The sequence below is a fragment of the Sphingomonas guangdongensis genome, assembly GCF_900199185.1.
Classification (GTDB): Bacteria; Pseudomonadota; Alphaproteobacteria; order Sphingomonadales; family Sphingomonadaceae; genus Sphingomonas; species Sphingomonas guangdongensis.
This window is the reverse complement of record NZ_OBMI01000003.1, coordinates 309,020-332,836: the sequence shown is the minus strand read 5'-3', so window position 1 is coordinate 332,836 and position 23,817 is coordinate 309,020. Positions and strand designations below refer to the sequence as shown.

The 23,817-nt window shown below is 68.8% G+C and carries 28 protein-coding genes and 2 other RNA genes; 11 read left to right on the top strand and 19 right to left on the bottom strand.

Annotated features, from left to right (window positions below):
- Positions 1-88 precede the first annotated feature (88 nt).
- The gene (locus CRO12_RS13625; protein ID WP_097064614.1) at positions 89-1,666 is read left to right on the top strand and encodes a SulP family inorganic anion transporter; all 1,578 of its coding nucleotides are present in this window, start codon (positions 89-91) and stop codon (positions 1,664-1,666) included.
- Positions 1,663-2,358 carry a carbonic anhydrase gene (locus CRO12_RS13620; protein ID WP_097064613.1) on the top strand — a complete coding sequence of 232 codons (696 nt, stop codon included), beginning with the start codon at positions 1,663-1,665 and terminating at the stop codon, positions 2,356-2,358. Before CRO12_RS13625 ends, CRO12_RS13620 begins: the two co-directional genes overlap by 4 nt.
- On the opposite strand, the gene rnpB is transcribed toward CRO12_RS13620, so the two are convergent.
- The 9 genes from rnpB to CRO12_RS13575 all read right to left on the bottom strand — a co-directional run bounded on the left by rnpB (position 2,358) and on the right by CRO12_RS13575 (position 9,753).
- Positions 2,358-2,744, bottom strand: an RNA gene (gene rnpB / locus CRO12_RS13615) — RNase P RNA component class A. The two genes, CRO12_RS13620 and rnpB, sit on opposite strands and share 1 nt — an antisense overlap.
- Before the next feature lie 11 nt (positions 2,745-2,755).
- Positions 2,756-3,445, bottom strand: coding sequence for an N-acetylmuramoyl-L-alanine amidase (locus CRO12_RS13610; RefSeq protein ID WP_097065073.1), 690 nt, complete (start codon positions 3,443-3,445; stop codon positions 2,756-2,758).
- 40 nt (positions 3,446-3,485) lie between these two features.
- Entirely contained in the window at positions 3,486-4,322 is an 837-nt protein-coding gene (locus CRO12_RS13605) for a CheR family methyltransferase (RefSeq protein ID WP_179641036.1), read from the bottom strand.
- Positions 4,319-5,398, bottom strand: a complete 1,080-nt coding sequence (locus tag CRO12_RS13600) for a chemotaxis protein CheB (RefSeq protein ID WP_097064612.1) — start codon at positions 5,396-5,398, stop codon at positions 4,319-4,321. The genes CRO12_RS13605 and CRO12_RS13600 overlap by 4 nt, the downstream gene beginning before the upstream one ends.
- 3 nt (positions 5,399-5,401) lie before the next feature.
- The gene (locus CRO12_RS13595) at positions 5,402-5,767 is read right to left on the bottom strand and encodes a response regulator (protein ID WP_097064611.1); all 366 of its coding nucleotides are present in this window, start codon (positions 5,765-5,767) and stop codon (positions 5,402-5,404) included.
- A gap of 70 nt (positions 5,768-5,837) precedes the next feature.
- Positions 5,838-6,269, bottom strand: coding sequence for a chemotaxis protein CheW (locus CRO12_RS13590; RefSeq protein ID WP_097064610.1), 432 nt, complete (start codon positions 6,267-6,269; stop codon positions 5,838-5,840).
- Positions 6,266-8,575 (bottom strand): chemotaxis protein CheA, encoded by a 2,310-nt coding sequence (locus tag CRO12_RS13585; protein WP_097064609.1) that lies wholly within the window; start codon positions 8,573-8,575, stop codon positions 6,266-6,268. Before CRO12_RS13585 ends, CRO12_RS13590 begins: the two co-directional genes overlap by 4 nt.
- 55 nt (positions 8,576-8,630) lie before the next feature.
- Positions 8,631-9,272, bottom strand: a complete 642-nt coding sequence (locus CRO12_RS13580) for a histidine phosphotransferase family protein (protein ID WP_097064608.1) — start codon at positions 9,270-9,272, stop codon at positions 8,631-8,633.
- A gap of 67 nt (positions 9,273-9,339) precedes the next feature.
- Complete coding sequence (locus tag CRO12_RS13575; protein WP_342747243.1) at positions 9,340-9,753, bottom strand: M67 family metallopeptidase; 414 nt, start codon at positions 9,751-9,753, stop codon at positions 9,340-9,342.
- Between the two features lie 12 nt (positions 9,754-9,765).
- Here CRO12_RS13575 and CRO12_RS13570 point away from each other — a divergent pair, with 12 nt between their 5' ends.
- Genes CRO12_RS13570 through mtgA form a run of 3 tightly spaced genes read left to right on the top strand, consistent with a single transcriptional unit; the run spans position 9,766 to position 12,442 of the window.
- The gene (locus CRO12_RS13570; protein ID WP_097064607.1) at positions 9,766-10,713 is read left to right on the top strand and encodes an RluA family pseudouridine synthase; all 948 of its coding nucleotides are present in this window, start codon (positions 9,766-9,768) and stop codon (positions 10,711-10,713) included.
- A 56-nt stretch (positions 10,714-10,769) separates the two neighbouring features.
- Complete coding sequence (gene rpoH / locus CRO12_RS13565) at positions 10,770-11,675, top strand: RNA polymerase sigma factor RpoH (protein ID WP_097064606.1); 906 nt, start codon at positions 10,770-10,772, stop codon at positions 11,673-11,675.
- A 41-nt stretch (positions 11,676-11,716) separates the two neighbouring features.
- Positions 11,717-12,442, top strand: a complete 726-nt coding sequence (gene mtgA / locus CRO12_RS13560; RefSeq protein WP_179641035.1) for a monofunctional biosynthetic peptidoglycan transglycosylase — start codon at positions 11,717-11,719, stop codon at positions 12,440-12,442.
- Between the two features lie 321 nt (positions 12,443-12,763).
- Here mtgA and CRO12_RS13555 read toward each other — a convergent pair whose 3' ends face one another.
- The 8 genes from CRO12_RS13555 to CRO12_RS13520 form a co-directional block, all read right to left on the bottom strand.
- On the bottom strand, positions 12,764-13,030 hold the full coding sequence (locus CRO12_RS13555; RefSeq protein ID WP_097064604.1) for a hypothetical protein: 267 nt from the start codon (positions 13,028-13,030) through the stop codon (positions 12,764-12,766).
- 74 nt (positions 13,031-13,104) lie between these two features.
- On the bottom strand, positions 13,105-13,428 hold the full coding sequence (locus CRO12_RS13550; RefSeq protein ID WP_097064603.1) for a YbaB/EbfC family nucleoid-associated protein: 324 nt from the start codon (positions 13,426-13,428) through the stop codon (positions 13,105-13,107).
- Positions 13,425-15,047 (bottom strand): DNA polymerase III subunit gamma/tau, encoded by a 1,623-nt coding sequence (locus CRO12_RS13545; RefSeq protein WP_097064602.1) that lies wholly within the window; start codon positions 15,045-15,047, stop codon positions 13,425-13,427. Before CRO12_RS13545 ends, CRO12_RS13550 begins: the two co-directional genes overlap by 4 nt.
- 196 nt (positions 15,048-15,243) lie before the next feature.
- Positions 15,244-15,341, bottom strand: an RNA gene (gene ffs, locus CRO12_RS13540) — signal recognition particle sRNA small type.
- Positions 15,342-15,380: 39 nt separating this feature from the next.
- A complete protein-coding gene (locus CRO12_RS13535) occupies positions 15,381-15,671 on the bottom strand; it encodes a hypothetical protein (RefSeq protein WP_179641034.1) in 291 nt (96 codons plus the stop codon).
- A gap of 114 nt (positions 15,672-15,785) precedes the next feature.
- Complete coding sequence (locus CRO12_RS13530; RefSeq protein WP_097064601.1) at positions 15,786-16,085, bottom strand: 2Fe-2S iron-sulfur cluster-binding protein; 300 nt, start codon at positions 16,083-16,085, stop codon at positions 15,786-15,788.
- Positions 16,082-17,164 (bottom strand): cysteine desulfurase family protein, encoded by a 1,083-nt coding sequence (locus CRO12_RS13525; RefSeq protein WP_097064600.1) that lies wholly within the window; start codon positions 17,162-17,164, stop codon positions 16,082-16,084. Before CRO12_RS13525 ends, CRO12_RS13530 begins: the two co-directional genes overlap by 4 nt.
- Positions 17,161-18,264, bottom strand: a complete 1,104-nt coding sequence (locus CRO12_RS13520; RefSeq protein ID WP_097064599.1) for a cysteine desulfurase family protein — start codon at positions 18,262-18,264, stop codon at positions 17,161-17,163. The genes CRO12_RS13525 and CRO12_RS13520 overlap by 4 nt, the downstream gene beginning before the upstream one ends.
- A 105-nt stretch (positions 18,265-18,369) precedes the next feature.
- Between CRO12_RS13520 and CRO12_RS13515 the strand changes: the two genes are divergently transcribed.
- Positions 18,370-19,026, top strand: a complete 657-nt coding sequence (locus CRO12_RS13515) for an alpha/beta hydrolase (RefSeq protein WP_097064598.1) — start codon at positions 18,370-18,372, stop codon at positions 19,024-19,026.
- 56 nt (positions 19,027-19,082) lie between these two features.
- Positions 19,083-19,331: a hypothetical protein gene (locus CRO12_RS13510; RefSeq protein WP_097064597.1), complete on the top strand. Its 249-nt coding sequence runs from the start codon at positions 19,083-19,085 to the stop codon at positions 19,329-19,331.
- Positions 19,332-19,348: 17 nt separating this feature from the next.
- Here the strand turns inward: CRO12_RS13510 and CRO12_RS18045 are convergent, their stop codons facing one another.
- Together CRO12_RS18045 and CRO12_RS13505 are read right to left on the bottom strand one after the other, a co-directional pair.
- Complete coding sequence (locus tag CRO12_RS18045; RefSeq protein ID WP_179641033.1) at positions 19,349-19,504, bottom strand: hypothetical protein; 156 nt, start codon at positions 19,502-19,504, stop codon at positions 19,349-19,351.
- Entirely contained in the window at positions 19,504-20,472 is a 969-nt protein-coding gene (locus CRO12_RS13505; RefSeq protein WP_245858509.1) for a threonine ammonia-lyase, read from the bottom strand. The genes CRO12_RS18045 and CRO12_RS13505 overlap by 1 nt, the downstream gene beginning before the upstream one ends.
- A 162-nt stretch (positions 20,473-20,634) precedes the next feature.
- On the opposite strand from CRO12_RS13505, the gene CRO12_RS13500 reads away from it, so the two are divergent.
- From CRO12_RS13500 to CRO12_RS13485, 4 genes are all read left to right on the top strand, one after another.
- A complete protein-coding gene (locus CRO12_RS13500; protein WP_097064596.1) occupies positions 20,635-21,864 on the top strand; it encodes a type III PLP-dependent enzyme domain-containing protein in 1,230 nt (409 codons plus the stop codon).
- A gap of 111 nt (positions 21,865-21,975) precedes the next feature.
- Positions 21,976-23,055, top strand: a complete 1,080-nt coding sequence (locus CRO12_RS13495) for a 1,9-bis(guanidino)-5-aza-nonane synthase (RefSeq protein WP_097064595.1) — start codon at positions 21,976-21,978, stop codon at positions 23,053-23,055.
- Between the two features lie 150 nt (positions 23,056-23,205).
- The gene (locus CRO12_RS13490) at positions 23,206-23,637 is read left to right on the top strand and encodes an MAPEG family protein (RefSeq protein WP_097064594.1); all 432 of its coding nucleotides are present in this window, start codon (positions 23,206-23,208) and stop codon (positions 23,635-23,637) included.
- On the top strand, positions 23,630-23,815 hold the full coding sequence (locus CRO12_RS13485; protein ID WP_097064593.1) for a hypothetical protein: 186 nt from the start codon (positions 23,630-23,632) through the stop codon (positions 23,813-23,815). The genes CRO12_RS13490 and CRO12_RS13485 overlap by 8 nt, the downstream gene beginning before the upstream one ends.
- The last annotated feature ends 2 nt before the right edge of the window (positions 23,816-23,817 follow it).

Sequence of the window (23,817 nt, the reverse complement as noted above, 5' to 3'; positions counted from 1 at the left end):
AAGGCAGCAACACTTCCTAACACGCCCTCCACCTATTGTAGCGCGCTCCGTCATAAACCGGTCGCTTCCGATCCGTAGCGAGGGCCGCGTGGCACCCAGTTCGTTCCTTTCGACGTGGAAGGCGGATCTCCCCGCCTCCATCGTGGTCGCGCTCGTCGCGCTTCCCCTCTGTCTCGGCGTTGCGCTCGCGTCCGGCGCGCCGCTCTTCTCCGGCCTGATCGCCGGCATCTGCGGCGGCATCATCGTCGGCGGGCTCTCTAAGTCGCCGCTCTCGGTCAGCGGCCCGGCCGCGGGCCTGACCGTGATCGTCTTTGACGCGATCCAGCGCCTGCCGACCTTTGAGGCTTTCCTGCTCGCGACCGTGCTCGCCGGCGTGCTCCAGCTGCTCTTCTCCGTCACCCGCTCGGGCGTGCTGTCCGAATTCGTACCCTCGTCCGTCATCACCGGCATGCTCGCCGCGATCGGACTGATCCTGATCCTGAAGCAGATCCCGCACGCGATCGGCTACGACGGGGGGCCGGAGGGCACCTTCGAGTTCGGGCAGCCCGACGGATACAATACCTTCTCTGCCATCTGGTACGCGCTCGTCGACAAGGTCACGCCGGGTGCGATCATCATCGCGGGGATTGGGCTCGCCTTCCTATTCTGGTGGGAAGCCAACAAGCCCAAGCACGGGCCGCTGCGCTTCCTGCCAGGGCCGCTGGTCGTGGTGGTGCTAGGCGTCGTGCTCAACCTGCTGTTCGGCAGCGTGGCGCCCTCGCTCCAGCTGCAGCAGGAGCACCTTGTGACGGTGCCGGTCGCTGAGAGCCTTGGCGCGTTCACCTCGTTGTTCTCGGTCCCCGACTTCGGCGCGATCGGCAACCCGGCGGTGTGGACCACGGCACTGACCCTCGCGATCGTCGCGAGCCTCGAATCGCTGCTGAGCGTCAAGGCGATCGACGAGCTCGATCCGCAGCGCCGCACCACCGACAAGAACTGGGAACTGATGGCGCAGGGCGGCGGCAACATCGCCTCCGGGCTGATCGGCGGGCTGCCGGTCACTTCCGTGATCGTGCGCTCCTCCGCGAATGTCGGCGCCAATGCGCAGTCGAAGGCGTCGACGATCATGCACGGCCTGTGGCTGCTGCTGAGCGTGCTGCTGATCCCGACCGTCCTCAACCTGATCCCGCTCGCGGCCCTCGCCGCCGTGCTGATCCAGACCGGGTACAAGCTGACCAGCCCGAAGCTGTTCGCCGAGCGGTTCAAGCAGGGCTGGACGCAGTTCGTGCCGTTCGTCGCGACGATCACCGCGATCCTGTTCACCGATCTGCTGATCGGCATCGTGATCGGCCTCGGCGTCGGCTTCGTATTCGTGATCGCGCGCAACTTCCGCACCGCGATCACTTATGCGCAGCGGGGCGAGGACGTACTGATCCGCGCGCGGCGCAACCTCTACTTCATCCACAAGGTGGAGCTGCAGCGCGAGCTTGGTCGCGTGCCGGACGGCGCCAACGTGATGATCGACCTGTCGTCGACCAATTACGTCGACCTCGACAACGTCGACATCATCAACGCCTTCATCAAGGGCGCCTCGTACCGCGACATAACCGTCACCGTCCGCGGCGACATCGCCGAGCGCAGCGCGCCGCTGATCAATGCACCCGCGCGGGGAGTGCGGTTCGCATGAGGACGTACAAGCAGCTGCTGCTCGCCAACCAGGCGTGGGCGACCGAGCTGACCGACGAGCGCGCCGACTTCTTCGCGCAGCAGACCGCCGGCCAGTGCCCGGAGTTCCTCTGGATCGGATCGTCGGACAGCCGCGTCAGCCCGGAGCAGATGACCCAGACGCCGCCCGGCGACATGCTGCTCCACCGCAACATGGCGAATTTGGTCAAGCACGACGACCACAACCTCATGGCGTTGATCGAACACGCGGTGACGACGCTGAAGGTCCGGCACATCATCGTCTGCGGCCATTATGGCTGCGTCGGCAGCACGGCCGCGGTCACCGGAACGGCGACGGGATCGATGGCCGCCTGGCTTGATACCGCGCGCCAGGTGTATGAGGATCACCGCGAGGATATCGACGCGCAGGACGGCCAGGAAGCGCGGGTCAACCGCTTCGTCGAGGTGAACGTCCGCGACCAGCTGGTGAACCTCGCGCGGACCGCACCGGTGCAGCAGGCGTTCGCCGCCGGGGCCGAACTGTTCCTGCACGGCTGGGTCTACGACATCCGCGACGGGCTGATCCGCCCGATGATGGAGATCGACGCGGCAACCCCGCTCGATGCGGTACCGCGGCCGGAGCGCGTACTGCTGACGACGGAGGAGCGGATCGCCGCCGGCGACGAGGTGCTCGTCGCGGCGACGACAAGATAAGCGCCAGAGGGTCTGTAAGCCGGGTTCTGTCCACCCCGTCCCGGTAGGACGGGGATGGGCGACCATTCCTCTAGGACGACGCTCGCGCGCCGCCTCCAGCAACCAACCCGGACGACGCGCCGGAACGAAGCGCGTGTGCCGTCCCTATTCGGTCTTGCTCCCGGTGGGGTTTACCACGACCGGCACCCGTTGCCGGGGCCGCGGTGCGCTCTTACCGCACCCTTTCACCCTTGCCGCCGATCCCGAGGCATCAGCGGCGGTCTGCTCTCTGTGGCACTGTCCCTGGGGTCGCCCCCGGCGGGCGTTACCCGCCACCGTCGTTTCCGTGGAGCCCGGACTTTCCTCCCCTCGCGTGAAACGCAAGCGGCGGCCGCCCGACCCTCTGGCTCCCCTGCCCTTAGTCGTCGCCCTGCGGTTTGGGAAGCAGCAGCGCGAGCAGGATCATGCGGCACTCGGCGTCGATCTCGCCGTCGATCAGTTCGGGGCGGAAGCGGCGCTGAAAGGCCATGATCGCCGCCATCGGGCTCGTCACGTCATAGCCGAAGCGTTCGAGCGCGAGCAGGAAGCCCGCCTCCGACCAGCCCGGGTCCAGCAGGTTCTTCGTCGGGCGCGGGAGCGCAAGGCGGAGCCGCGCGAGCTTGCCCCACGGGAACAGCTCGCCCGGATCACGCTTGCGGTCGGGCGCGATGTCCGAGTGGCCGACAACGTTGCCGCGCGTGATCTCCCAGCGATTCTTGATCTCCGCGACCAGTCGAACGACCGCGTCGATCTGCGCGTCTGGATAGGGCGTGTAGTTGAACTCGTGGCCCGGGTTGGCGATCTCGATACCGACGGACACGCTGTTGAGGTCGGTGAGCCCGCGCCAATGCGACCGGCCCGCGTGCCAGGCGCGCTTCTCCTCCGCGACCAGCCGGTGAATGGTGCCGTCCTCCATCACCAGATAGTGCGAGGACACCTTGGCGACGGGATCGCACAGCCGATCGAGCGCTGCCTGCCCGTCCTCCATGCCCGTGTAGTGAAGGACGATGGCGCTGATCGGCAGCAGGCGGTCGTCGTAATTGGGCGAAGGGGTGTCGATGAACTCCATCGCCGCCATGATTGGGCGGGGCCGCGCCGAAACGCAACCGTCAGCGCGCGGCTGGCGTGCGCGTGTAGAGCCCGCGCCACGCTGGCGTCGGCGCGAAGCGCCCGGTCTGCCCGATCACCGTCTCGCCCGCGCCGAGCACCAGCAGTCCGTCGTCGCGGAGCGCTCCCGCCAGCCGCTCGAACACCGCGCGACGGACGTCGCTCGGAAAGTAGAGCAGGACATTGCGGCACAGCACCAGGTCGAACTGGCCGGGCGGGGCCGGGTCGCTGACCAAATTCTGGCGCCGGAACTGCACGCGCCGCAGCAGCTCCGAACGCGCAACCCAGTCGAAATCGTCACTTTCGAACCAGCGCATCATGCGGAGAACCGACAGGCCGCGCTGGATTTCGAATTGGGAAAAGCGTCCGGCGCGCGCGCGCGTGATCGCCGCGCCGGAGACGTCGGTCGCGACGAGATCAACCGCATTCGGGCCGAGCCCCCGCTCCTCCAGCAGCATGGCGAGGCTGAGCGGCTCCTGCCCGGTCGAGCAGCCGCTCGACCAGATCCGTAACCGCCGCCCGGGCGTCGCCGCCCGGCGCGCGGCGATCGCGTCCGCCACCATCTCCAGCACCAGCGTGTCGCGAAAGAAGGAAGTCTCCTGATTGAGCAGCAGATCGACGACCTGCTCGGCCAGGCGCCCGTCTGTCGACATGGCGAGCGCGGCGACGAGATCGTCGAGGCTTGCGAACCCCAGACCGCGCAGCAGCGGCTTCAGCGACGTTTCCAGCCGCCACGCGCGCGACGCCGCAATCTGCTGACCGGTGCGATGTTCCAGCAGCGCGGCGATCGCGCCGATCGCTCCGCCTGCTGCCGGCCGAACCGGTGCGGAGTGGCTCATGGACGGGCGCCGCGTGTCGCGATCAGGCGCCCGATCGCGTCGGGCGGCAGGATCGCGGTCGCGCTGCCGGCGCCGGCGACGGCGCCGGGCATGCCCCACACGACGGAGGAGCGGCGATCCTGCACCACGATCGGTGCGCCCGTCGCCTGCAGCCGACGCGCACCGATGCTTCCGTCCCGACCCATACCGCTCAGCACAACGGCGAGTGCGCGGGCACCGAACACCTCCGCGACCGATTCGAACATGGGATCGACCGAAGGCGTACAGCCGCTGGCGACCGACTCATGGGTCAGGCGCACGCTGGCACCGCCGCTGACGCGCGCCAGCCGCAGGTGGGCGTCGCCTGGCGCGATCAACAGCCGGCCGGGGCGAACCCGCATGTGGTTCTCCGCAACGTCACAGGGCCGCCCGGCCAGGACGGCGAGCTGCGCGGCGAAATAGGGCATGAAGGACGCGGGCAGGTGCTGCGTGATCAGAATCGGCAGCTCGAAGTTTGGCGGGACGGCCCGCAGCAGTGCGCTCAGCGCGTGGATGCCGCCGGTGGAGGCGCCGATCGCAACGATGTCGAACGGCCCGACCTGCGGCAGCGGGGTGGCAGCCTCCTCGCTGCTCGCCGTGGCGGCGGCCGGCGGCATCGCGTCGCACAGCCGCGACAGGCGCTCCTCCAGCAGCTCGGCGAAGCGGCGACCGCCGGAGCCGATCGCCGGCTTGACCAACGTGTCCGCCGCGCCGAGCGCGAGCGCCTGGATGGTGGCAGTTGCACCGTCGCCGGCCGCGGCGGAGACGACCAGCACCTTTGCGCCGCGCCCGCTCGCGAGCAGGTCGGGCAGTCCGGTCAGGCCGTCAATGCCCGGCAGTTCCAGATCGAGCAGGATGACGTCGACCCGGTGGCGGTCGAGAAAGGCAAGCGCGGCGCGGATGCTTCCGACCGATCCGGCCACCATGAAGCGGTCGGTACCATCGATGATCCGCGCGATGGCGGCGCGGGCGACGATCGAATCGTCGACGATCAGGACGCTGGCGACCGGGGCCGGCGCTACATCACCGGCGGCCGCCCCCAGGGCGGTCGGCGCCATGGCTCAGGCGACACCCACGATCTGCAGCTTGCTCTCGAGCGTCTCGCGGTCGAACGGCTTCATGACATACTCGTCGGCGCCCGCCTCGATCGCGGCGCGGATGTAGGCCATGCCGTTCTCCGTCGTGCAGAACACGACCTTGGGCTTGGCGGCGATGTCGCTCTCACGCAGCGCGCGCAGGAATTCCATTCCGCTCATCACCGGCATGTTCCAGTCGAGCAGGATGACATCGGGCGCCGCCGCCATGCAGCTGTCCAGCGCCTCGCGACCGTCGCCGGCCTCGCGCACCTCGAAGTCGAGCGTCTCGAGGATGTGCCGGGCGACCTTGCGGATCACCTTGGAGTCGTCGACGACGAGGCAGGTCTTCATGGGATCGGTACTCTCGTGACCATAAGTGGTAGGGGCTTGTGCAACACCAGGCGTAAGCGGCCGGTTAACGCTATGCGGCGAGCGCGCCGGTGCCGGCAGCGGGGATCAGTGCCGCCAAGTCGATCGCGAGCACCGGTTCATCGCCGCGCGTGACCACGCCGCGGCAGATCTCGCGCCAGCCAGGCGCGATCGTAAGCCCGTTGGCGAGCGGCTCCAGATCAAATGGTGCGACGTCGTCGAGCCCGTCGACCAGCAGGGCATAGTGATGCCCCTCCACCCGTACGATCACCGCACGCGCGGTCGTTTCGCTTGGGGGCAGGCCGAGTGCGACGCGCGGATCGAGCACCGTCACCACGCGGCTGCGCAGCGCGGCCAGGCCGCGCACGATCGCGGGCGCGCGCGGGGCCGGCGTGATCGCGCCGATGTCGACCACCGATTCGACCTGATTGGCATCGATCGCGACCGAAGCACCCGCGATCTGGGCAAGCAGGAACAGGGTCATGTGCGGCTCCCTAACGCCGAGGCGCGGACGGCAACGGCGGCCAGGATCGCCTCCCTGTCGTAGCGATAGATACTGTCGACGTGGCCGGTCGGCTCCGGACGCAGCCGCACCACCTTGTTGTCGTTGATGACGCTCGGTCCCGTGCAGATGGTCGCGACCGGCGTTTCCCCCGGTGCGGCGGTCGCGGCGACGCGGTAGCCGGACCGCTCCAGCATCGGACGCACGAAGCTCTCCAGCCAGCTGTCTTCCGGGTCGATCAGGCAGAGCGGACGCGCCGCAGGATCGCTGAGCGGCGCCGCATCGGCGAGCGTCGCGAACAGCCAGTGCGGGTCGACCAGCTCGACCGGCGCGTCGTTGATGAGGACGGTGCCCGCGACGACGCCCGGGGTGATCGGCGGCAGCACCTCCGCCGGCAGGGTCACGATGTCGAGCGGCTCGACGATGGCGTAGCCGATCTCGGTCGTGCCGTCGCGCAGGCGCAGCACGCTCAGATTGGCGCGGTCCTGCCACGCGCCAAAGGCGGCGAGCGGCACGATCTGACCATCGGTGGTCAGCCGCAGCTTGCCCGCGCTCACGCCGATGAGGCCGTCGGCCAGGCCATCGACACGGTCGACCACCGCGAGCGGGATCGCACGAACCTCGCCGTCGAGGTCGCGGAACAGAAGCGCCGGTGGCTGCGACACTTCCGCGGCGGCGGGTTCGTCATCGACCATCGCTTCGCGCACGAACGACAGCCCGGCGTCGCTGGCGAGGCCGGCGCAATCGATCATCAGCATCGGCTTGCCGGTGTCGGGGAGCGTCTGTCCTGCGAACAGCCCGCAGGCCATGATCGCGGGGGCCGCCGGCTTGATGACCAGCTCCTCCGCGTCGAGCACCTGATCGACCGCGACGGCAAAGCTGCCGGTACCAGTTGTCACGATCGCGAGCATCCGCCCGCCAGGGGCAGCGTGGCTGGGAATCGCCAGCCGCTCGGACAGGTCGACCAGCGGCAGTCGGCGGTCGCGCACCCGCACCACCGATCCGCCGCCGAGCCGGTCAACGCGAATCGACTCGGCACCCTCGCTCACGATCTCCTCAATCGCTTGGCGCGGAATGGCGTAGTGCTGATCGCCAACCCCGCAGATGATCGTCGGGATGATCGAGAGCGTGAGCGGCACGTGGATGGTGATGGTCAGCCCGCGGCCGAGCACGCTGTCGAGCTCGATCCGGCCGCCGATCTGCTCGAGGGCGGCACGGACGACATCCATCCCGACACCGCGACCGGAGATCTCGGTCACCTCGTCCTTTGTCGAAAGACCGGGCTCGAAGATCAGGTCGAGCTTCGCCTTGTCCGACAGTTGCCGGAGTTCGCGCTCGTCGCGCGCGCCGTTCCTGACCAGCTTGGCGATAACGCGGTCGACGTCGATTCCGGCGCCGTCGTCGGCGATCTCCAGCACGATCTGATTGCCCGACTGACGAGCGGAGACGCACAGGCGGCCGTTCTCGCGCTTGCCGCGGCGGCGACGCTCGGCCGGGACCTCAATCCCGTGGTCTATCGAGTTGCGGATGATGTGAACCAGCGGGTCGCGCATCACCTCGATCATCTCGCGGTCGAGCTCGACCTCCGATCCCTCGACATGAACCGATACCGACTTGCCGACCGCGGCTGCCGTGTCGCGCACCATCCGGGGCAGCGCGGAGAAGAGAGACTCGATCTTCTGCATGCGGGTCCGCGTGACGGTGTCGCGCATCTCGGCAACGGTCGCGGACAGCCGCTCCAGCGCCGCCTCCAGGTCGGGATCCGGGTTCTCGACCCGCAGCCGCCGGGCGAGCTCGTTGCGGGCGAGCACCATGTCAGACATGCCCGACATCATGAGATCAAGCAGCTCGACGTTCAGCCGGACGCTCCGCGACGGCGCGCGGCTGGCGATGCCGACACTGACCGGTGCGGCCGCGAGGCTGCCCTCCGCCAGCGCCGCGATCAGCTCATCCTCTCCGCTGTCGTCCAGCGAGACGCCGCCCTCGATCGCCTCCACAAGCTGGCCGATCCGGTCGACGATCGCGAGCACCGCGTCGACCAGCGCGCGATCGGGTGCGCGCGTCCCCTCGCGCACCGCCGCCAGCACGTCCTCCGCCGCATGACTGAGGCGGGCTAGGCGGGGCAGGTCAAGGAAGCCGCAGCTGCCCTTCACCGTATGCACGAAGCGGAAGATCGCATCGAGGCGCGCGCGGTCGGACGGATCCGCCTCCCACGCGACGATCTCGCCGCCGAGCGCGTCGAGCGTCTCGCGCGTTTCCGCAATGAACTCCTGAAGAAGCTCGTCCATCGATCCCTAGGCCCTGTTCGGCCGTGACCATGGACGGTGCTGGTTAAATCGGCGTTTACGCCGCGAAGGCAGCACCGAACAGCAGCTGCGGCGCGTCGGGGGGCGAGACCTGCAGGCTGCCGCCGCGCTCCGCCACCAGTGCGTGAACCAGATGCGCCGCCGCCGCACGCGGCGTGAGCGGCGTATCTCCGCCCTCCCCGGCAAGCGCCGCGCGCAGTTCCTCGTCCAGGATGATCCGCGGTCCCTCTGCGCGGATCACGATCTCGACCTGCTCATCGACCCGCTCCGCCCCGATATCGAGCTGCCCGCCACGGACCAGCGCGTCGCCGCCGATCAGCGCCAGGTTGAGGAGCACCTTGACCGCGCCCTTGGGCAGCTGCGACTCGTCGACCATCCAGCCGATGCTCACCCGGCGGTTGTCGCCGAACAACCCGGTCACCGCCGCCTGCGCCTCACGCGTGTCGACCGCGTCGCCGAAGCCGCCTGCCGCGCCGAATGCCAGGCGGAAGAACTTCAGCTTGTTCGCCGACGCCCGCGCACTCTCCCCCAGCAACTCCAGGCAGCGCTGGCGCATGGCCGGATCATTCTCGTCCGCGAGCAGCTCCAGGCCGTTGTTGAGCGCGCCGATCGGGCTCAGCAGATCGTGGCACAGGCGCGAGCAGAGCAGGCTGGCGAAGTCGATCGGCGCGATGGTCAAGACGGCGGCTCCTCTGGCAAGCGGCCGCCTTACGCGCGATGGCCGCGCCGCCGCAACCGCTTAGCCGTCATGGCGTCGCCGCGAGCGCCACGGGCGCGAAGCGGCCATGGATCGGCCCGGACGGAACGACGCGGAAGGCTCCGACCTCGCCCCCCGCCACGATCAGCCACCACCAACTGGGGTCGAGCGCCGCTGCTGCGTCGGCGGCCGATGGTCGCGCATTTCCCGACGGGTGCGAGTGCCAGCAGCCGATGATATCCGGCCCGCCCGCTCGCGCCGCCCGGTGCGCGGCGATGAGGGCCGCGGGATCGATCTCAAACGCGCGGGTGGGGTCGGCGGCGACGTTGCGGCAGGCGGGCGCTCCTGTCACCAGACCGGCTCGTCCCAGCAGCAAGCCGCATACTTCCAGCCGCGGAACGGCAGCGGCTTCGGCAACGATCCGATCGCGCAACGACCTTGAAATCTGCAGGCTCATCACCATCTTTCGTGGCACATGGACCGGGGGGTTTCCATTATCGAAGCACGGATCGCCGGCGAGGCGGACGGCTGGCGACTGGACCGGGCGCTTGCGCAGGCGGTGCCGACCCTGTCACGCGAACGGATCAAGGCGCTGATCTCCTCTGGCGCGGTGACGGGACCGGACGGGCTGATCCGCGATCCCGCACGCAAGGCACCGGGTGGCGGCGCCTTCCGCATCACGGTGCCCGCGCCGGAGCCGGCGCACAACGAGGCGCAGGCGATCGCGCTGGAGGTCGTCTACGAGGACGACCATTTGATCGTCATCGACAAGCCCGCCGGGCTGGTCGTGCATCCCGCCGCCGGCAACCCCGACGGCACGCTGGTCAACGCACTGCTCCATCATTGCGGGGGCAGCCTGTCGGGGATCGGCGGTGTCGCCCGGCCCGGCATCGTCCACCGGATCGACAAGGACACCTCCGGGCTGATGGTGGCGGCGAAGACTGACCGGGCCCATGTCGGCCTCGCGAGGCAATTCAAGGCGCACTCGATCAATCGCCGCTACCAGGCGATCGTCGCCGGCCGCCCCAACCCGCCGACGGGAACGGTCGACGCACCGCTCGCGCGCAGCCCGCAGAACCGCAAAAAGGTCGCGATCGTGGCGGAAGGGAAGCGCGCGGTCACGCACTACCGGCTCGATCGCCCGCTGCGCGAGGCGGCGATGGTCGAGTGCCGGCTGGAAACCGGCCGCACGCACCAGGTCCGCGTCCATATGGCCTCGATCGGTCATCCGCTGCTCGGCGATCCGGTGTACGGTCGTATCCGGCCTGCGCACCGCGCGGTTCTGGAAACGCTCGGTTTCACGCGTCAGGCATTGCATGCCGCGCATCTCGGGTTCATCCACCCGATCAATAGCCACGCTTTGGCGTTCGAAAGCGTACTGCCTGCTGACATGCAGGAACTGTTCAACCAGCTTCACGTATAACGTCCGTCGTTGTTTCGCACCGGCGAAGCCGCGCGACAGAAGGGAGTTCCACCATCATGGCAACCGGCAGCAACGTCCCCGCGACGATCCCTGCGCTTGGCGGGGAGCAGAGCCTCAACCGCTATCTTGCCGAGATCAAGAAGTTCCCGATCCTGGCGCCGGAACAGGAATACATGCTCGCCAAGCGCTTCCAGGAGCACGGCGATCCCGAGGCGGCGGCGCAGCTCGTGACTTCCCACCTCCGCCTCGTCGCGAAGATCGCGATGGGGTACCGCGGCTACGGCCTGCCCGTTTCCGAGCTGATCTCGGAGGGCAACATCGGCCTGATGCAGGGCGTCAAGAAGTTCGAGCCGGATCGCGGCTTCCGGCTGGCGACCTATGCGATGTGGTGGATTCGCGCGAGCATTCAGGAGTTCATCCTGCGATCTTGGAGCCTGGTGAAGATGGGCACCACCGCCGCGCAGAAGAAACTGTTCTTCAACCTGCGGCGGATGAAATCGAAGCTCGATGCCTTCGAGGAGGGCGACCTCAGCCCCGAGCACCTAGCCAAGATCGCGACCGATCTGGGCGTGACGCAGGAGGAGGTCACCTCCATGAACCGCCGCATGGCGATGGGTGGCGACACGTCGCTCAATGTGCCGATGCGCGAGGATGGCGAGGGGCAGTGGCAGGATTGGCTTGCCGACGACTCACCGCTTCAGGATTCGATCGTCGCCGACGCGCAGGAGGCCGACGTGCGCCACGACATGCTGGTCGAGGCGATGGACGACCTGAACGACCGCGAGAAGCACATCCTGACTGAGCGGCGCCTGACCGACGATCCCAAGACGCTGGAGGAGCTCTCGCAGGTCTACGGCGTCAGTCGCGAGCGGGTCCGCCAGATCGAGGTGCGCGCATTCGAGAAGCTGCAGAAGGCGATGATGCGGCTGGCCGGCGGCAAGCGGATGTTGGCGAGCGCCTGATCCGCTTGGCAGCGTCGCTGCGGCTGGCTAGCAGCGGCGTAATGGCCGCCGCTTCTCGCCACCGCGTTCGACGCTCTCCCGCCGGTGGGTTCTTGCGCCGGGTGTCTCGCTTCCTGCTGAAGCTCGTGCTCGCTTTCCTGCTCGTGTCGGTCGCAATCACCCTTCTCTACCGCTTCGTGCCGCCGCCGATCACCTGGACGATGATCGGCGACATGGTCGGCGGGCACGGCGCCACCCGGCACTGGCTGCCGCTGGAGCGGATCGATGCCGACATGCCGCGCGCGGCGATCGCGGCGGAGGACGCGCGCTTCTGCAGCCACAACGGCTTCGACTACCAGGCGATCGCCGCCGCCGCCTACCGCAACAGCAAGGGCGGTCGGATCCGCGGCGGCTCCACCATCAGCCAGCAGACTGCCAAGAACGTGTTCCTGTTCCAGGGCGGTGGCTACGTCCGCAAGGGGGCGGAGGCTTATTTCACGCTGCTGATCGAGGCACTTTGGAGCAAGCGACGGATCATGGAGGTCTACCTGAACGTCGCGGAGACGGGGATCGGCACCTATGGAGTCGAAGCAGGCGCCCGGCGCTATTTCCGTCACGGCGCGGGCGCGCTGAGCACGCGCGAGGCGGCGCAACTCGCCGCGGTGCTGCCGCTGCCCAAGAAGCGTGCCGGAATATCGCCGCGAGGGTTCACGCGGCGCTACGGCAATTCGATCAGCCGCCGGATCGGGGTTGTGCGGCGAGACGGGCTGGACGCGTGCCTGCAATAGCGTGGCGTTAACCGCCTAGCGATGGAACTGGACCCTCGCGTTCGCCGGGGCGTCAGTCAAGGAAGGCGTACAACCCTAATCTTCACCCCGGCGCAAGCCGAGGTCCGGCCATGCGCGAGTGTCGATCTCAGCAACTGTAGAAGCGCTTGCGGAGCCATGGACCCCGAATAAACTTCGGGGTGACGAGAGTGGGGATCGGCGCCCTACAACAATCGTCACCCCGGCAAAGAGCGGGTTCAGTGATCCGGCGACGCCTAGCTCACGTGAAAGTGTCGCCTCGTGCCGATGCTGGACCCGAGTCAAGTCCGGACTGAAAACACCTTAGTCGACCGCCTTCTTGGCCGCATCGCCGACGTCCTTGGCCGCATCGCCGACATCCTGTGCAGCACCCGCGACCGCATTGTTCTTTCGGACCTCGCTGTTGCTCTGGACGAAGAGGAAATACGCGCCGACGCACACCGCGATCAGCACCAGCAGGCCGATGATCAGCCCGCCGCCGCCGCCGCGGCGCTCGACAACGGTGACGTTCGGCTGTGCAGGACCGGTCGTGGTCGTCGTGGTCGTCGTCTCGTCGCGGTAATCGGTCATAACGCACCTCACACATCGTTACGGATGCGGGCTGAACGTCAGACGAGCGGAGCTGTTCCCGCGACGAGCGGCGATCAAAACGGCAGCTTGAACCCGGGCGGAAGCGGCAGCCCGCTGGTCAGCTTGCCCATCTCGGTGGAGGACGCCGCATCGGCCTTCGCCCGTGCGTCGTTGAGCGCGGCGGCGACCAAGTCCTCGACCATCCCCTTCTCGCTCGGCTGCAGCAGCGACTCGTCGATGTCGACGCCGATGATCCGGCCCTTGGCCGACGCCCGGACCTTGACGAGTCCGCCGCCGGACACGCCCTCCACCTCGATCGTGTCGAGCGTCGCCTGCGCCTTGCTGAGCTCGCTCTGAACGTTCTGGGCCATGGCCATGATGTCTTCGATGCTCTTCATGCGTGCCGTACTCCGTTGGTGGTCCAGCCGATCAGCTCGGCGTTGGGAAAACTCTCAAGCGCCGCCGCCACGATCGGCGAGGCAAGCACCGCCGCACGCTCGGTCTCCTTGGCGCTCGCCGCCTGCTCGGCGAGGGTCGGCTCGCCGGGTGCCGCATCGGTGGTAATCTTCCACTGCCGGCCGGTGATCGCGCGCAGCTCGGTCGCGAGATCGCGGGCGAAGTCGGCCGGCAGCGGCGTCGCGTTGCTCGCGACCAGCTCGGGCGGCGCGTAGCGGATCGGACGCAGCCGGTTGCGAACGCCGGCCGCGAGCAGGTGACGGTTGCTCGCGTCGAGCAGGTCGGCCAGCGCCGCGACCGTCGCCGGAAGCGGCGCCTCCGCGGGGCTCGGCGGCGGCGCGACCGGGGCAGCCGCCGGGGGCGACCCGGCCGCCAGCGCGCGCGCCAGTTCGCCGGGATCGGGCAGCGTGGCGGCGTGGACGAGGCGGAGCAGCGCCATCTCCGCCGTCTCGATCGGCAGGGCCGCGCGCCCGACCTCCTCATGCCCCTTCAGCAGCAGCTGCCAGAGCCGGTGAAGCACCGGGTAGGAGAGCGCGGTCGCCCATTTGGCCATGACCGCCTGCTCCTCGGCGGCCTGGCTCGCCGACAGGTCGGTGCCGAGCTTCACCAGCGTGACGCCGTGGACCGTCTCAAGCAGCGTCTTGAGCACCGCGGCGGGATCGACGCCGAGGTCGTACTGCTGGCGGAGCAGGCGGAGCGCTTCCGCCGCCTCCCCGGCAAGCAGGTGCCCGAACAGCGCCCGGATCGCACCGCGATCCGACAGTCCCAGCATGTCGCGCACGTCGCCCGCCGACACCGCACCGCCGCCGATCCCGGCATGGGCGATCGCCTGGTCAAGGATCGACAGCCCGTCGCGCGCCGACCCCTCTGCCGCGCGCGCGATCAGCGCCAGCGCTTCCGGCTCCGCCTGCACGCCCTCCGCCGCGACGACGCCCGCGAAATGCTTTGCGAGCAGCTCGGCCGGGATGCGCCGCAGGTCGAAGCGCTGGCAGCGCGACAGGACGGTGACCGGAACCTTGTTCACCTCCGTCGTGGCGAACAGGAACTTCACGTGGCCGGGCGGTTCCTCCAGCGTCTTCAGCAGGCCGTTGAAGGCGGCCTTCGACAGCATGTGGACTTCGTCGATGATGTAGATCTTGTAGCGCGCGCTGACCGCGGCGTAGCGCGACGCCTCGATGATCTCGCGGATGTCGTCGATGCCGGTGTGGCTGGCGGCATCCATCTCGATCACGTCGATGTGGCGCCCTTCCGCGATCGCGCGGCACGGCTCGCACTGACCGCACGGATCGATCGTCGGCCCGCCCTGCCCGTCCGGGCCGATGCAGTTAAGCGCCTTCGCGATCAGCCGCGCGGTGGAGGTCTTTCCGACCCCGCGCACGCCGGTCAGCAGAAACGCGTGCGCCAGCCGGTCGCGCCGGATCGCGTTGGCGAGCGTCGTGACCATCGCGTCCTGGCCGATCAGCTCCCTGAACGTCTGCGGGCGATACTTGCGCGCGAGCACGCGATAGGCGGCACCGCTCTGCGGCTGCGGCGGTTCGTCGAGGCCGAGGAAGTCGGTCATGCCAAGCTATCTAAGGCGTGGGCGGGGGATTGTCGAAGGGTTCGCCGCCGACACCGTTCGTCCGAGCGGAGTCGAGGGACGCGCCGGAGCCGGTGTTTGAGTTCGCACCGCGGCGGAGCCACGTCGTCCGTCGGCCGTGCAGCCCGCCAACCGCGCTTGCTCGCATGGAGAGGATCAACTGCGCGCTTGCGCGATGCGCGGTGGGAGCCGGAACGACCCGCGGCGAAATCGTTGTGGCTGCTTCCGTCAGGACCTGACCAGGTTGGCGACGACCACGTCCGCCCGACTCCCGACGCGCCAGATAGGGGAGTGGGCGGACGCGATCAAGCCGGATCAGCGGAACCGCACGCAGCGCTGAACCGGGCCGTAGTAGCTGCGTACCCAGCGGCAGCGCACCCGGTCACGCCCCCGCCAGCCACGATGGCCGCGCCAGCCCCGGTTGCCGCGCCAGCCGCGATCACCTCGCCAGCCCCGGTCACCGCGCCAGCCACGATCGCCACGCCAGCCGTCGCGGTATCCGCGATCGTACCCGCCATAGCCCCAGCGGCTCTGCGCTTCTGCCGGAACCGGCGTCACCGCCGATGCGGCGACCAGTCCCGCCGCCACAAATGCCAGAATCTTCATGCCTACTCTCCTGCACACGCCCGATCGCGCGGGCCATGACGGGAGAGTGCGCCTGCCAAGCTGAGGCTGCGGTGAATGGGGCGTTCACCCACCCGTCACCCCAGCGCAGGTTCGTCAGGGAACCCGCAGCTTCATCCCATCCATCTCGGGTGCGAGCACCACCTGGCAGGACAGCCGGCTGGTCCGGCTCGCACCCGGTGCGAGGTCGAGCATGTCTTCCTCCTCCCCGCTTGCGGGTGGCAGCCGGTCGAAGCTGGCGGTGACGATCACGTGGCAGGTCGCGCATGCCATCTGGCCGTCGCAAGTACCCTCCAGCGGCTCGCCCGCGGCCTGGAGCACGCGCAACAGCACGTCGCCGGGCGCGGCCGCAAGCGTTCGCGCGCCGCCCGCCCCCTCCACCACGACGCTGATCACGCGGCGATCCGCTGTGCGCGCGCGGCCGCGTCGATCCGGCCGAGCGCGTCGAAGAGCTCAGCCTGCGTCGTGTAGCGGCCGAAGCCGAGCCGGATGCTGCTGCGTGCCTCCGCCTCCGAGAGTCCAAGCGCGCGCAGGACGTGACTCGACCGCCCCGATCCGCTCGCGCAGGCCGAGCCGGCAGAGAAAGCAACGTCGCGCAGCTCGCTCATCAGGCGCGCGACATCCAGCCCCGCGCGCCGGACGTTCAGGTTGCCGCGGTAGCGCGCCGCGACGCTGCCGTTGACCGTCCAGCCACCGCCGAGCACCGCCAGTGCCGCGTCGAAAAGCGTCGCGACGTGCGCCGCGTCAGTCGCTCCCCGCTCGGCCGCGAGCACCGCCGCCGCTCCGAACCCGGCGCACAGCGCCGGACTGAGCGTGCCCGAGCGGCCTGCCGCCTCCTGCCCGCCACCATGAAGGAGCGGTGCGAGCGTCACCCCGTCTCGGATCCACAGCGCGCCGATCCCCTTGGGTCCGTGCACCTTGTGCGCGGAAATCGCGATCAGGTCTGCGTCGGCCGGTACCGGCACGCGCCCGTATCCCTGCACCGCGTCGCACAGGAACAGCGCGCCCGCGGCGTGCGCGAGTTCGGCAAGCGCGGCGACCGGCTGAACCACTCCGATCTCGTTGTTGACCAGCATCGCCGCGACCAGTGCCGTACCGGGCACGATTGCCGCGCGCGCTGCGCCCAGGTCGACCAGCCCGTCTTGCCCGACCGGCAGCACGACGGTGTCGCCATGTGCTTCCGCGGACTCGAGCACCGCGGCATGCTCGGTTGCGATCGTCACGGTGCGACTCGGTCCTAAGCCGCTGAACGCCCAGTTCAGCGCCTCCGTCGCGCCACTGGTGAAGGTGACGGCGCCGTTCGCGGGGAGCAGCGCGGCGACCTGTTCCCGCGCGACCTCCACCGCCGCCTTCGCGCGGCGGCCGGCGGCGTGCGGCGAGTGAGGGTTGGCGTGGCCGTGCTCCAGCCACGGCAGCATCGCCGCCAGCGCCTCGGGCGCGAGCGGCGTCGTGGCCTGATAGTCGAGGTAGGTCACGCCGCCGCTTCGGCCGGTACGGCACGCGCGCGCGCCTCCCGCGCGATCTCCGCCCAGGCGCTGATGAAGCGCTCGATGTCGGCGGGTGTCGTACTCCGCCCGAAACTCACCCGGATCACCTCACCCGCCGCGGCCGCCTCCCACGCCATGTGCGCGAGCACGTGGCTCGGCCGCATCGTCCCCGACGAGCAGGCAGAGCCGGCCGAGACGGCGACGCCCGCCAGGTCGAAGCGGATCAGCTGCGCCGCCGCCGACAGTCCGGGGAGCCGGTAGGAGCCGATGTGCGGTGCCCGGAGCGCGCCGTCGGCGACCACGTCGCCGCCTAGCGCCTTGACCGCCTGATCCAGCCGCCCACGCATGCCCGACATCGCCGCCAGGTTCTCCGGGATCGACACCGCGGCTGCGAAGCCGAGCGCGCCCGGCACATTTTCCGTGCCGCCGCGGTAACCGCGCTCCTGCCCGCCGGTCGGCAGCAGCAGCGACAGGTCGCGAACCAGTAGCCCGCCGACGCCGGCCGGTCCGCCGCGCTTGTGGCCGGAGATGGCGATCAGGTCCGCCACGTCCTGCGGCAGGTCGCCGCCCTTCCAGTTGGCCGGCATCTGCGCGGCATCGACGAACAGAACGCCGCCCGCCGCCTTCACCAGCTTGCCGATTTCATGGAGCGGCTGGATCACGCCGGTCTCGCTGTTGCCCCACTGCACCGCCACCAGCGCCGGCGCGGGCGACGTGGCCAGCGCGCGGGCGAGTGCGGCCAGGTCGATCCGGCCGTCGGCCGCGACGCTCAGGCGACCGGCGTCGGGCATCATGCGGAGCACGGCATCATGCTCCGTCACTGACACGAGTTTGCTTGCGACCTGCGCGCGGGTCACCGCGAGCGCAATCGCCTCACTCGCGCCGCTCGTCAGGATCAGCTCGCCTGTCCAGCCATAGGCGGCCTTGATGACGTTGCGCGCACTCTCCAGCGCGGCGCGGGCGGCACGACCCTCGGAGTGTGGCGAGGACGGATTGGCCCAGCCGGCCATGCCGCGCACAACGGCCTCCGCCGCGAGCGGGTGCATCGGCGTCGTCGCCGCGTGATCAAGATAGAGACGGGCTGCCATCACGCACCTTTTCCGAACCGATTGCGCGAAAGCAACCTCCTCTTATATAGCGCCGCACTTCTCGCGCGCCACGCCGACGCGCCTTACGCCTCAGCAGGTTTCATCATGCCCGAAGTCATCTTTCCCGGACCCGAAGGTCGCCTGGAGGGCCGCTTCGCACCCGCGCCGCGCCCGCGCGCGCCGGTTGCCATGATCCTGCACCCGCACCCGATGTCGGGCGGCACCATGAACAACGCGATCGTGCAGGAGCTCTACAAGACGTTTCAGCGCCGCGGCTTCGCGACGCTCCGCTTCAACTTCCGCGGGGTCGGCAAGAGCCAGGGCGTGTTCGATAATGGCGTCGGCGAGCTGTCGGACGCGGCCAGCGCGCTCGACTGGGTGCAGAGCTTCCACCCGGAGGCGTCGACCACCTGGGTGGCCGGGTTCGGTTTCGGCGCGTGGATCGGGATGCAGTTGCTGATGCGGAGGCCGGAGATCCGCGGCTTCATCTCGGTCGCGCCGCCCGCCAACATGTTCGACTTCACCTTTCTCGCGCCCTGTCCCTCCTCTGGCATTATCATTCAGGGCGAGGCGGACGAGGTCGTCACGCCGCTCGCCGTCCAGAAGCTCGTGGACAAGCTGCGCACCCAAAAGCACATCACGATCCATCACGACACGATCCCGGGCGCCAACCACTTCTTCCAGCACGAGATGAAGGAGCTGATGGGTAGCGTCGACAAGTACCTCGACATGCGGCTCGATCCGAACAGCCCGATCCGCTGAAACCCGCGCGGCCCCGCGCGCGTTCGCCTCGACATCGTCGTGTCAGGAGAGCGTAGATGAGCCACCAGCCGCCGGTACCCGAAGGCAACCAGTCGCCCTACCCGCTTCATCCCGGGCCGACGCCGCACAGCGAGCTGCCGCCGGTGGTCGCGAGGACTCCGAAGAAGCGGGCCGAAGCGGGCGGTCCGGGCAGCGGGTTGCTCATCGGGCTCGGGGTTGGACTAATCGCCGCCGGCGTAGGTCTCGCCTATCTTCTGGCGGATACGGGCAAGGCGAATCGCAAAAAGCGCAAGAAATCTGCCTGACGCGGTGTCGGTCGAGGTTAGACCGTCCAGATCGCGACGTTGGCGAGGATCACCGCGGCGCAGACCAGCATCAGCGTGCCCTTGGTCCGGTCACGCCCGCGTAGAAGGTAGAAACCGCCGGCGGTGAGCGCGAAGACGGCGAGCATCGCGACCGCGGGCGCAACGTTGGCCATCAGTCCGCGCGACCCAGCACCGCGGCATAGGCGGACGGGTCGACGTTGCCCCCCGATACCAGCACCAGCATGTTCTCGGCCGGCTCCACCTTGCCGGCGAGCAGCGCGGCGATCGCCACCGCACCACCGGGCTCCACGACCAGCCGCAGTTTCGCTGCCGCCCAGCGCTGCGCCGCGCGCACCTCCACCTCGCTTACCGCGACGCCGGTTGCCGAGCGTCGGGACAGCACGTCGAAGGTCAGCTGCGACACGCGCCTGGTCTGGAGCGAGTCGCACGCGGTCGGAGGCGCGTCGGCCGGCACCTCCTCGATCCAGCCCGCCTCCAGGCTGCGCCGCATGTCGTCCCAGCCCTCCGGCTCGACCACGGTGATGCGCGCCTCCGGCAGTGCGAGCGCGAGCCCGGCGGCCAGCCCGCCGCCGCCGCACGGCGTCACCACATGCTCGATCCCGTCGAAGCCCAGCTCCTTGAACTGGTCCTCGGCCTCGATGCCCGCGCTTCCCTGACCCTCGATCACCCACGCATCGTCGAAGCTCGGCACCAGTACCGCGCCGCGCGCGTGGGCCAGGTGCGCGGCGATCTTCTCGCGGCTGTCGGTCAGGCGGTTGCAGCCGACCACCTCGGCCCCGAGCGCCAGGGTCGATTCGCGTTTCACCACCGGCGCGTCGTCCGGCATGACGACGACCGCCGGCATGCCGAGCTCCCGCGCGGCCCAGGCGACGCCCTGCGCGTGGTTGCCGGAGGAGAAGGCGACCACGCCCTTCTTGCGCGCGGCCTCATCCAGCGTGGTCAGCCGGTGCCACGCGCCGCGGATCTTGAAGGCGCCGATCGGTTGCAGCGACTCGGCCTTGAAGGCCACGTCCACGCCGCGGATCTCCGCAATGAGCAGCGGTGTCGGCGGCAGGATCGCCGTCATCTTCGCCGCAGCGTCGCGCACCCCGGCGCGGGTGGGTTGTCGCACGATGGTCACGCCCGGTCCTTGGCCGAAAAAAGCACGCAGAGAAACTCTTTACAGGGGGGTTCGCCGGACCTATGTGCCCGCCTCCGCTGCCCCATGGGACTTCCACCGCAAGGCAGTGATTTCGGTAACTGAAGACCGGGAGCGTGCTCCTGGCATTGGAGGTCCCTTGAATTGCACCAGCATCATAGCGCGCTGGGGCTAGCTGCCCCCCATTCGGCGTCCGACGCCATTGAGATCGCCAAGGGCGCACCGCTTCAGCCGGTGACGCTGGTTCGTCCGCACGCTGCGGCACGCGCCGCCCGGTTCTTCGTGGAAAAGTTCCCGGGCCGCTCGATGTACGCGGTAAAGGCGAACCCAAGCCCGGAGCTCCTGCGGATCCTGTGGGATAGCGGCGTCACGCAATACGACGTCGCCTCGCTCGGCGAGGTCCGCCTCGTCGCGCGCACGCTGCCGGAGGCGACGCTCTGCTTCATGCACCCGGTCAAGGCCGAGGAGGCCATCCACCAGGCGTATTTCGAGCATGGCGTTCGCACGTTCAGCCTCGATTCGATGGAGGAACTGGAGAAGATCGTCCGCGCGACTGCGTGCAACGGCGTGCCCGCGGCCGACCTGACGCTCTGCGTCCGCATCCGCGTGTCGTCCGACCTGTCGAAGCTCAGCCTCGCGTCGAAGTTCGGCGTGATGCCGGACGAGGCGAAGGCGCTGCTGCTTGCGACCCGCCAGGTCGCCGACGCGCTCGGCATCTGCTTCCACGTCGGGTCGCAGGCGATGTCGCCCGACGCCTATGCGCAGGCGATGGAGCGCGTCCGCGCGGCGATCGTCGAGGCGGCGGTGACGGTCGACGTCGTCGATGTCGGCGGCGGCTTCCCAAGCGTCTACCCGGGCATGGAGCCGCAGGCGCTGCAGCGCTATTTTGACACCATCCATCGCGCGTTCGAGTCGCTGCCGATCAGCTATTCGGCCGAGTTGTGGGCGGAGCCGGGCCGGGCGCTGTGCGCCGAGTACAGCTCCATCATCGTGCGGGTCGAGCGGCGCCGGGGCGACGAGCTGTACATCAACGACGGTGCCTACGGTGCGCTGTTCGATGCCGCGCACATCGGCTGGCGGTTCCCGGTGCGGCTGCTGCGCGAGCCGGACAGCCGCGCCAAGACGATGCCGTTCAGCTTCTACGGCCCGACCTGCGACGACCTGGACCACATGACCGGCCCGTTCGAGCTGCCGGCGGACATTCAGGTCGGCGATTACATCGAGGTCGGGATGCTCGGCGCGTACGGCTCGGCGATGCGGACCGCGTTCAACGGCTTCGGCTCGGACGAGACCGTGATGGTGGCGGACGAGCCGATGTCGTCGCTCTACCTCCAGGCGGAAGCGCCGGCGCGGACGAACGTCGTCAAGCTGTAACCGTTAACCGCAACACGTGATCACCGGCGGAGCGCAGACGCGCTCCGCCGCGTTACGGGTTTCCGCGTCCCCTTTGAACGACGCCGGCATCGACTGCGGGAGAACCCCCTCGTGACTGACACCCTGACCAAGACCGCGGCCGCGAACGCGCCCATTAACGACACGCGCAAGGCCGAGCTGCTGAGCAAGCAGGTCAAGCACATCGACATCAAGTCGTTCGACGCGCGCCCGATCGTCGACGCGATGGCCGACATGAGCTTCACCAGCCGCGATCTCGGCCGCGCGACCAAGATCTACAACGACATGCTGGCCGACAAGGACTGCACGGTGGTGCTGGTCGTCGCCGGATCGACCTCGGCCGGCGGCTGCATGGACCTGTACGCGGAACTGGTCCGGAGCAACATGGTCGACGTGATCGTCGCGACGGGCGCGACCATCGTCGACATGGATTTCTTCGAGGGGCTTGGTCACAAGCACTATCAGGCGCTCGAGATCCCGGACGACGACACGCTGCGCTCGCTCTACATCGACCGCATCTACGATACCTACATCGACGAGGAGCAGCTGCAGGACTGCGACTTCACGATCAACAAGATCGCGGAAAGCCTGGAGCCGAAGGCGTACTCGAGCCGCGCGTTCATCCGCGAGATGGGCAAGTATCTGGTCGAGCACGGCAAGAAGGAGAACAGCCTGGTCAAGCTCGCCTACGAGCATGACGTGCCGATCTTCTGCCCGGCGTTCGTCGACTCCTCGGCCGGCTTTGGTCTGGTCAAGCACCAGGTCGACGCCGCCAAGGAAGGCCGCCCGTACATGATGCTCGACGCGATCGCCGACTTCCGCGAGCTCACCCAGATCAAGATCGAGGCGGGCACCACCGGCCTGCTCATGATCGGTGGCGGCGTGCCGAAGAATTTTATCCAGGACACGGTCGTCTGCGCCGAGATCCTGGGCCACGAGGACGTCGAGGTCCACAAGTACGCGGTCCAGATCACCGTCGCCGACGTGCGCGACGGCGCCTGCTCCTCCTCCACCCTCCAGGAGGCGGCGAGCTGGGGCAAGGTCAACACCGGTATCGAGCAGATGGTGTTCGCGGAAGCGGGCTCGGTCATGCCGCTGCTGGCGTCCGACGCGTATCACCGCGGGCACTGGAAGGACCGCCCGGTCCGTGGCTGGGCGAAGCTCTTCTCGTAAGGCTTGTACTCCCGCGCAGGCGGGAGCCAAGAGCGGTAAGCGCTGCGCTACGAGACCCTAGGCTCCCGCCTTCGCGGGAACGCAGAACCGTTGCCAATCACAACCGAGTAGGGCAGCCTCCCCCGACCACTCGGGGGAGGCTGTTTCGTCATGCGCCAGGCAATCCTGCAACCGGTCGTCGTCCTGATCGCCTGGACGCTGGTGGTGCTGCTCTGGGCAATTCTGGTCCGCATGCCCGCGATGCGCGCGGCGGGTATCGACGTCCGCAAGCTGACCGGCAGCAAGGGCAGCGATGCCGACCGCGCGCTGCCGCCTAAGGCGCAGTGGCCGATCCACAACTACAATCACCTGATGGAGCAGCCGACGATCTTCTACGCGGTCGCCGGCGTGATCGCGCTCACCGGCACGGGAAACGGCGCCAATGCCTGGCTGGCGTGGGGCTATGTGACGCTCCGCATCCTTCACAGCCTGGTGCAGGCGACGTTCAACCGCGTGATCGTCCGGCTGGCGCTGTTCGGGGCTTCCACCGTCTGCCTGGTGGCATTGACGCTCCACGCCGCTATGGCGGTGTTCCATGGCTAAGAACGACGGCTTCGAGCGGCACAAGCAACCCTGGACACCGGCGGAGGTGCAGAAGCTTCACACGCTGGCGAAGAAGGGCATGGCGCTGCGCGCAATCGCCAAGGCGCTGACCCGCAGCGAGGAGTCGGTGAAGGAGCGCGCGAAGGCCGACGGACTGTCGATCGCCAAGCTGCACTGATC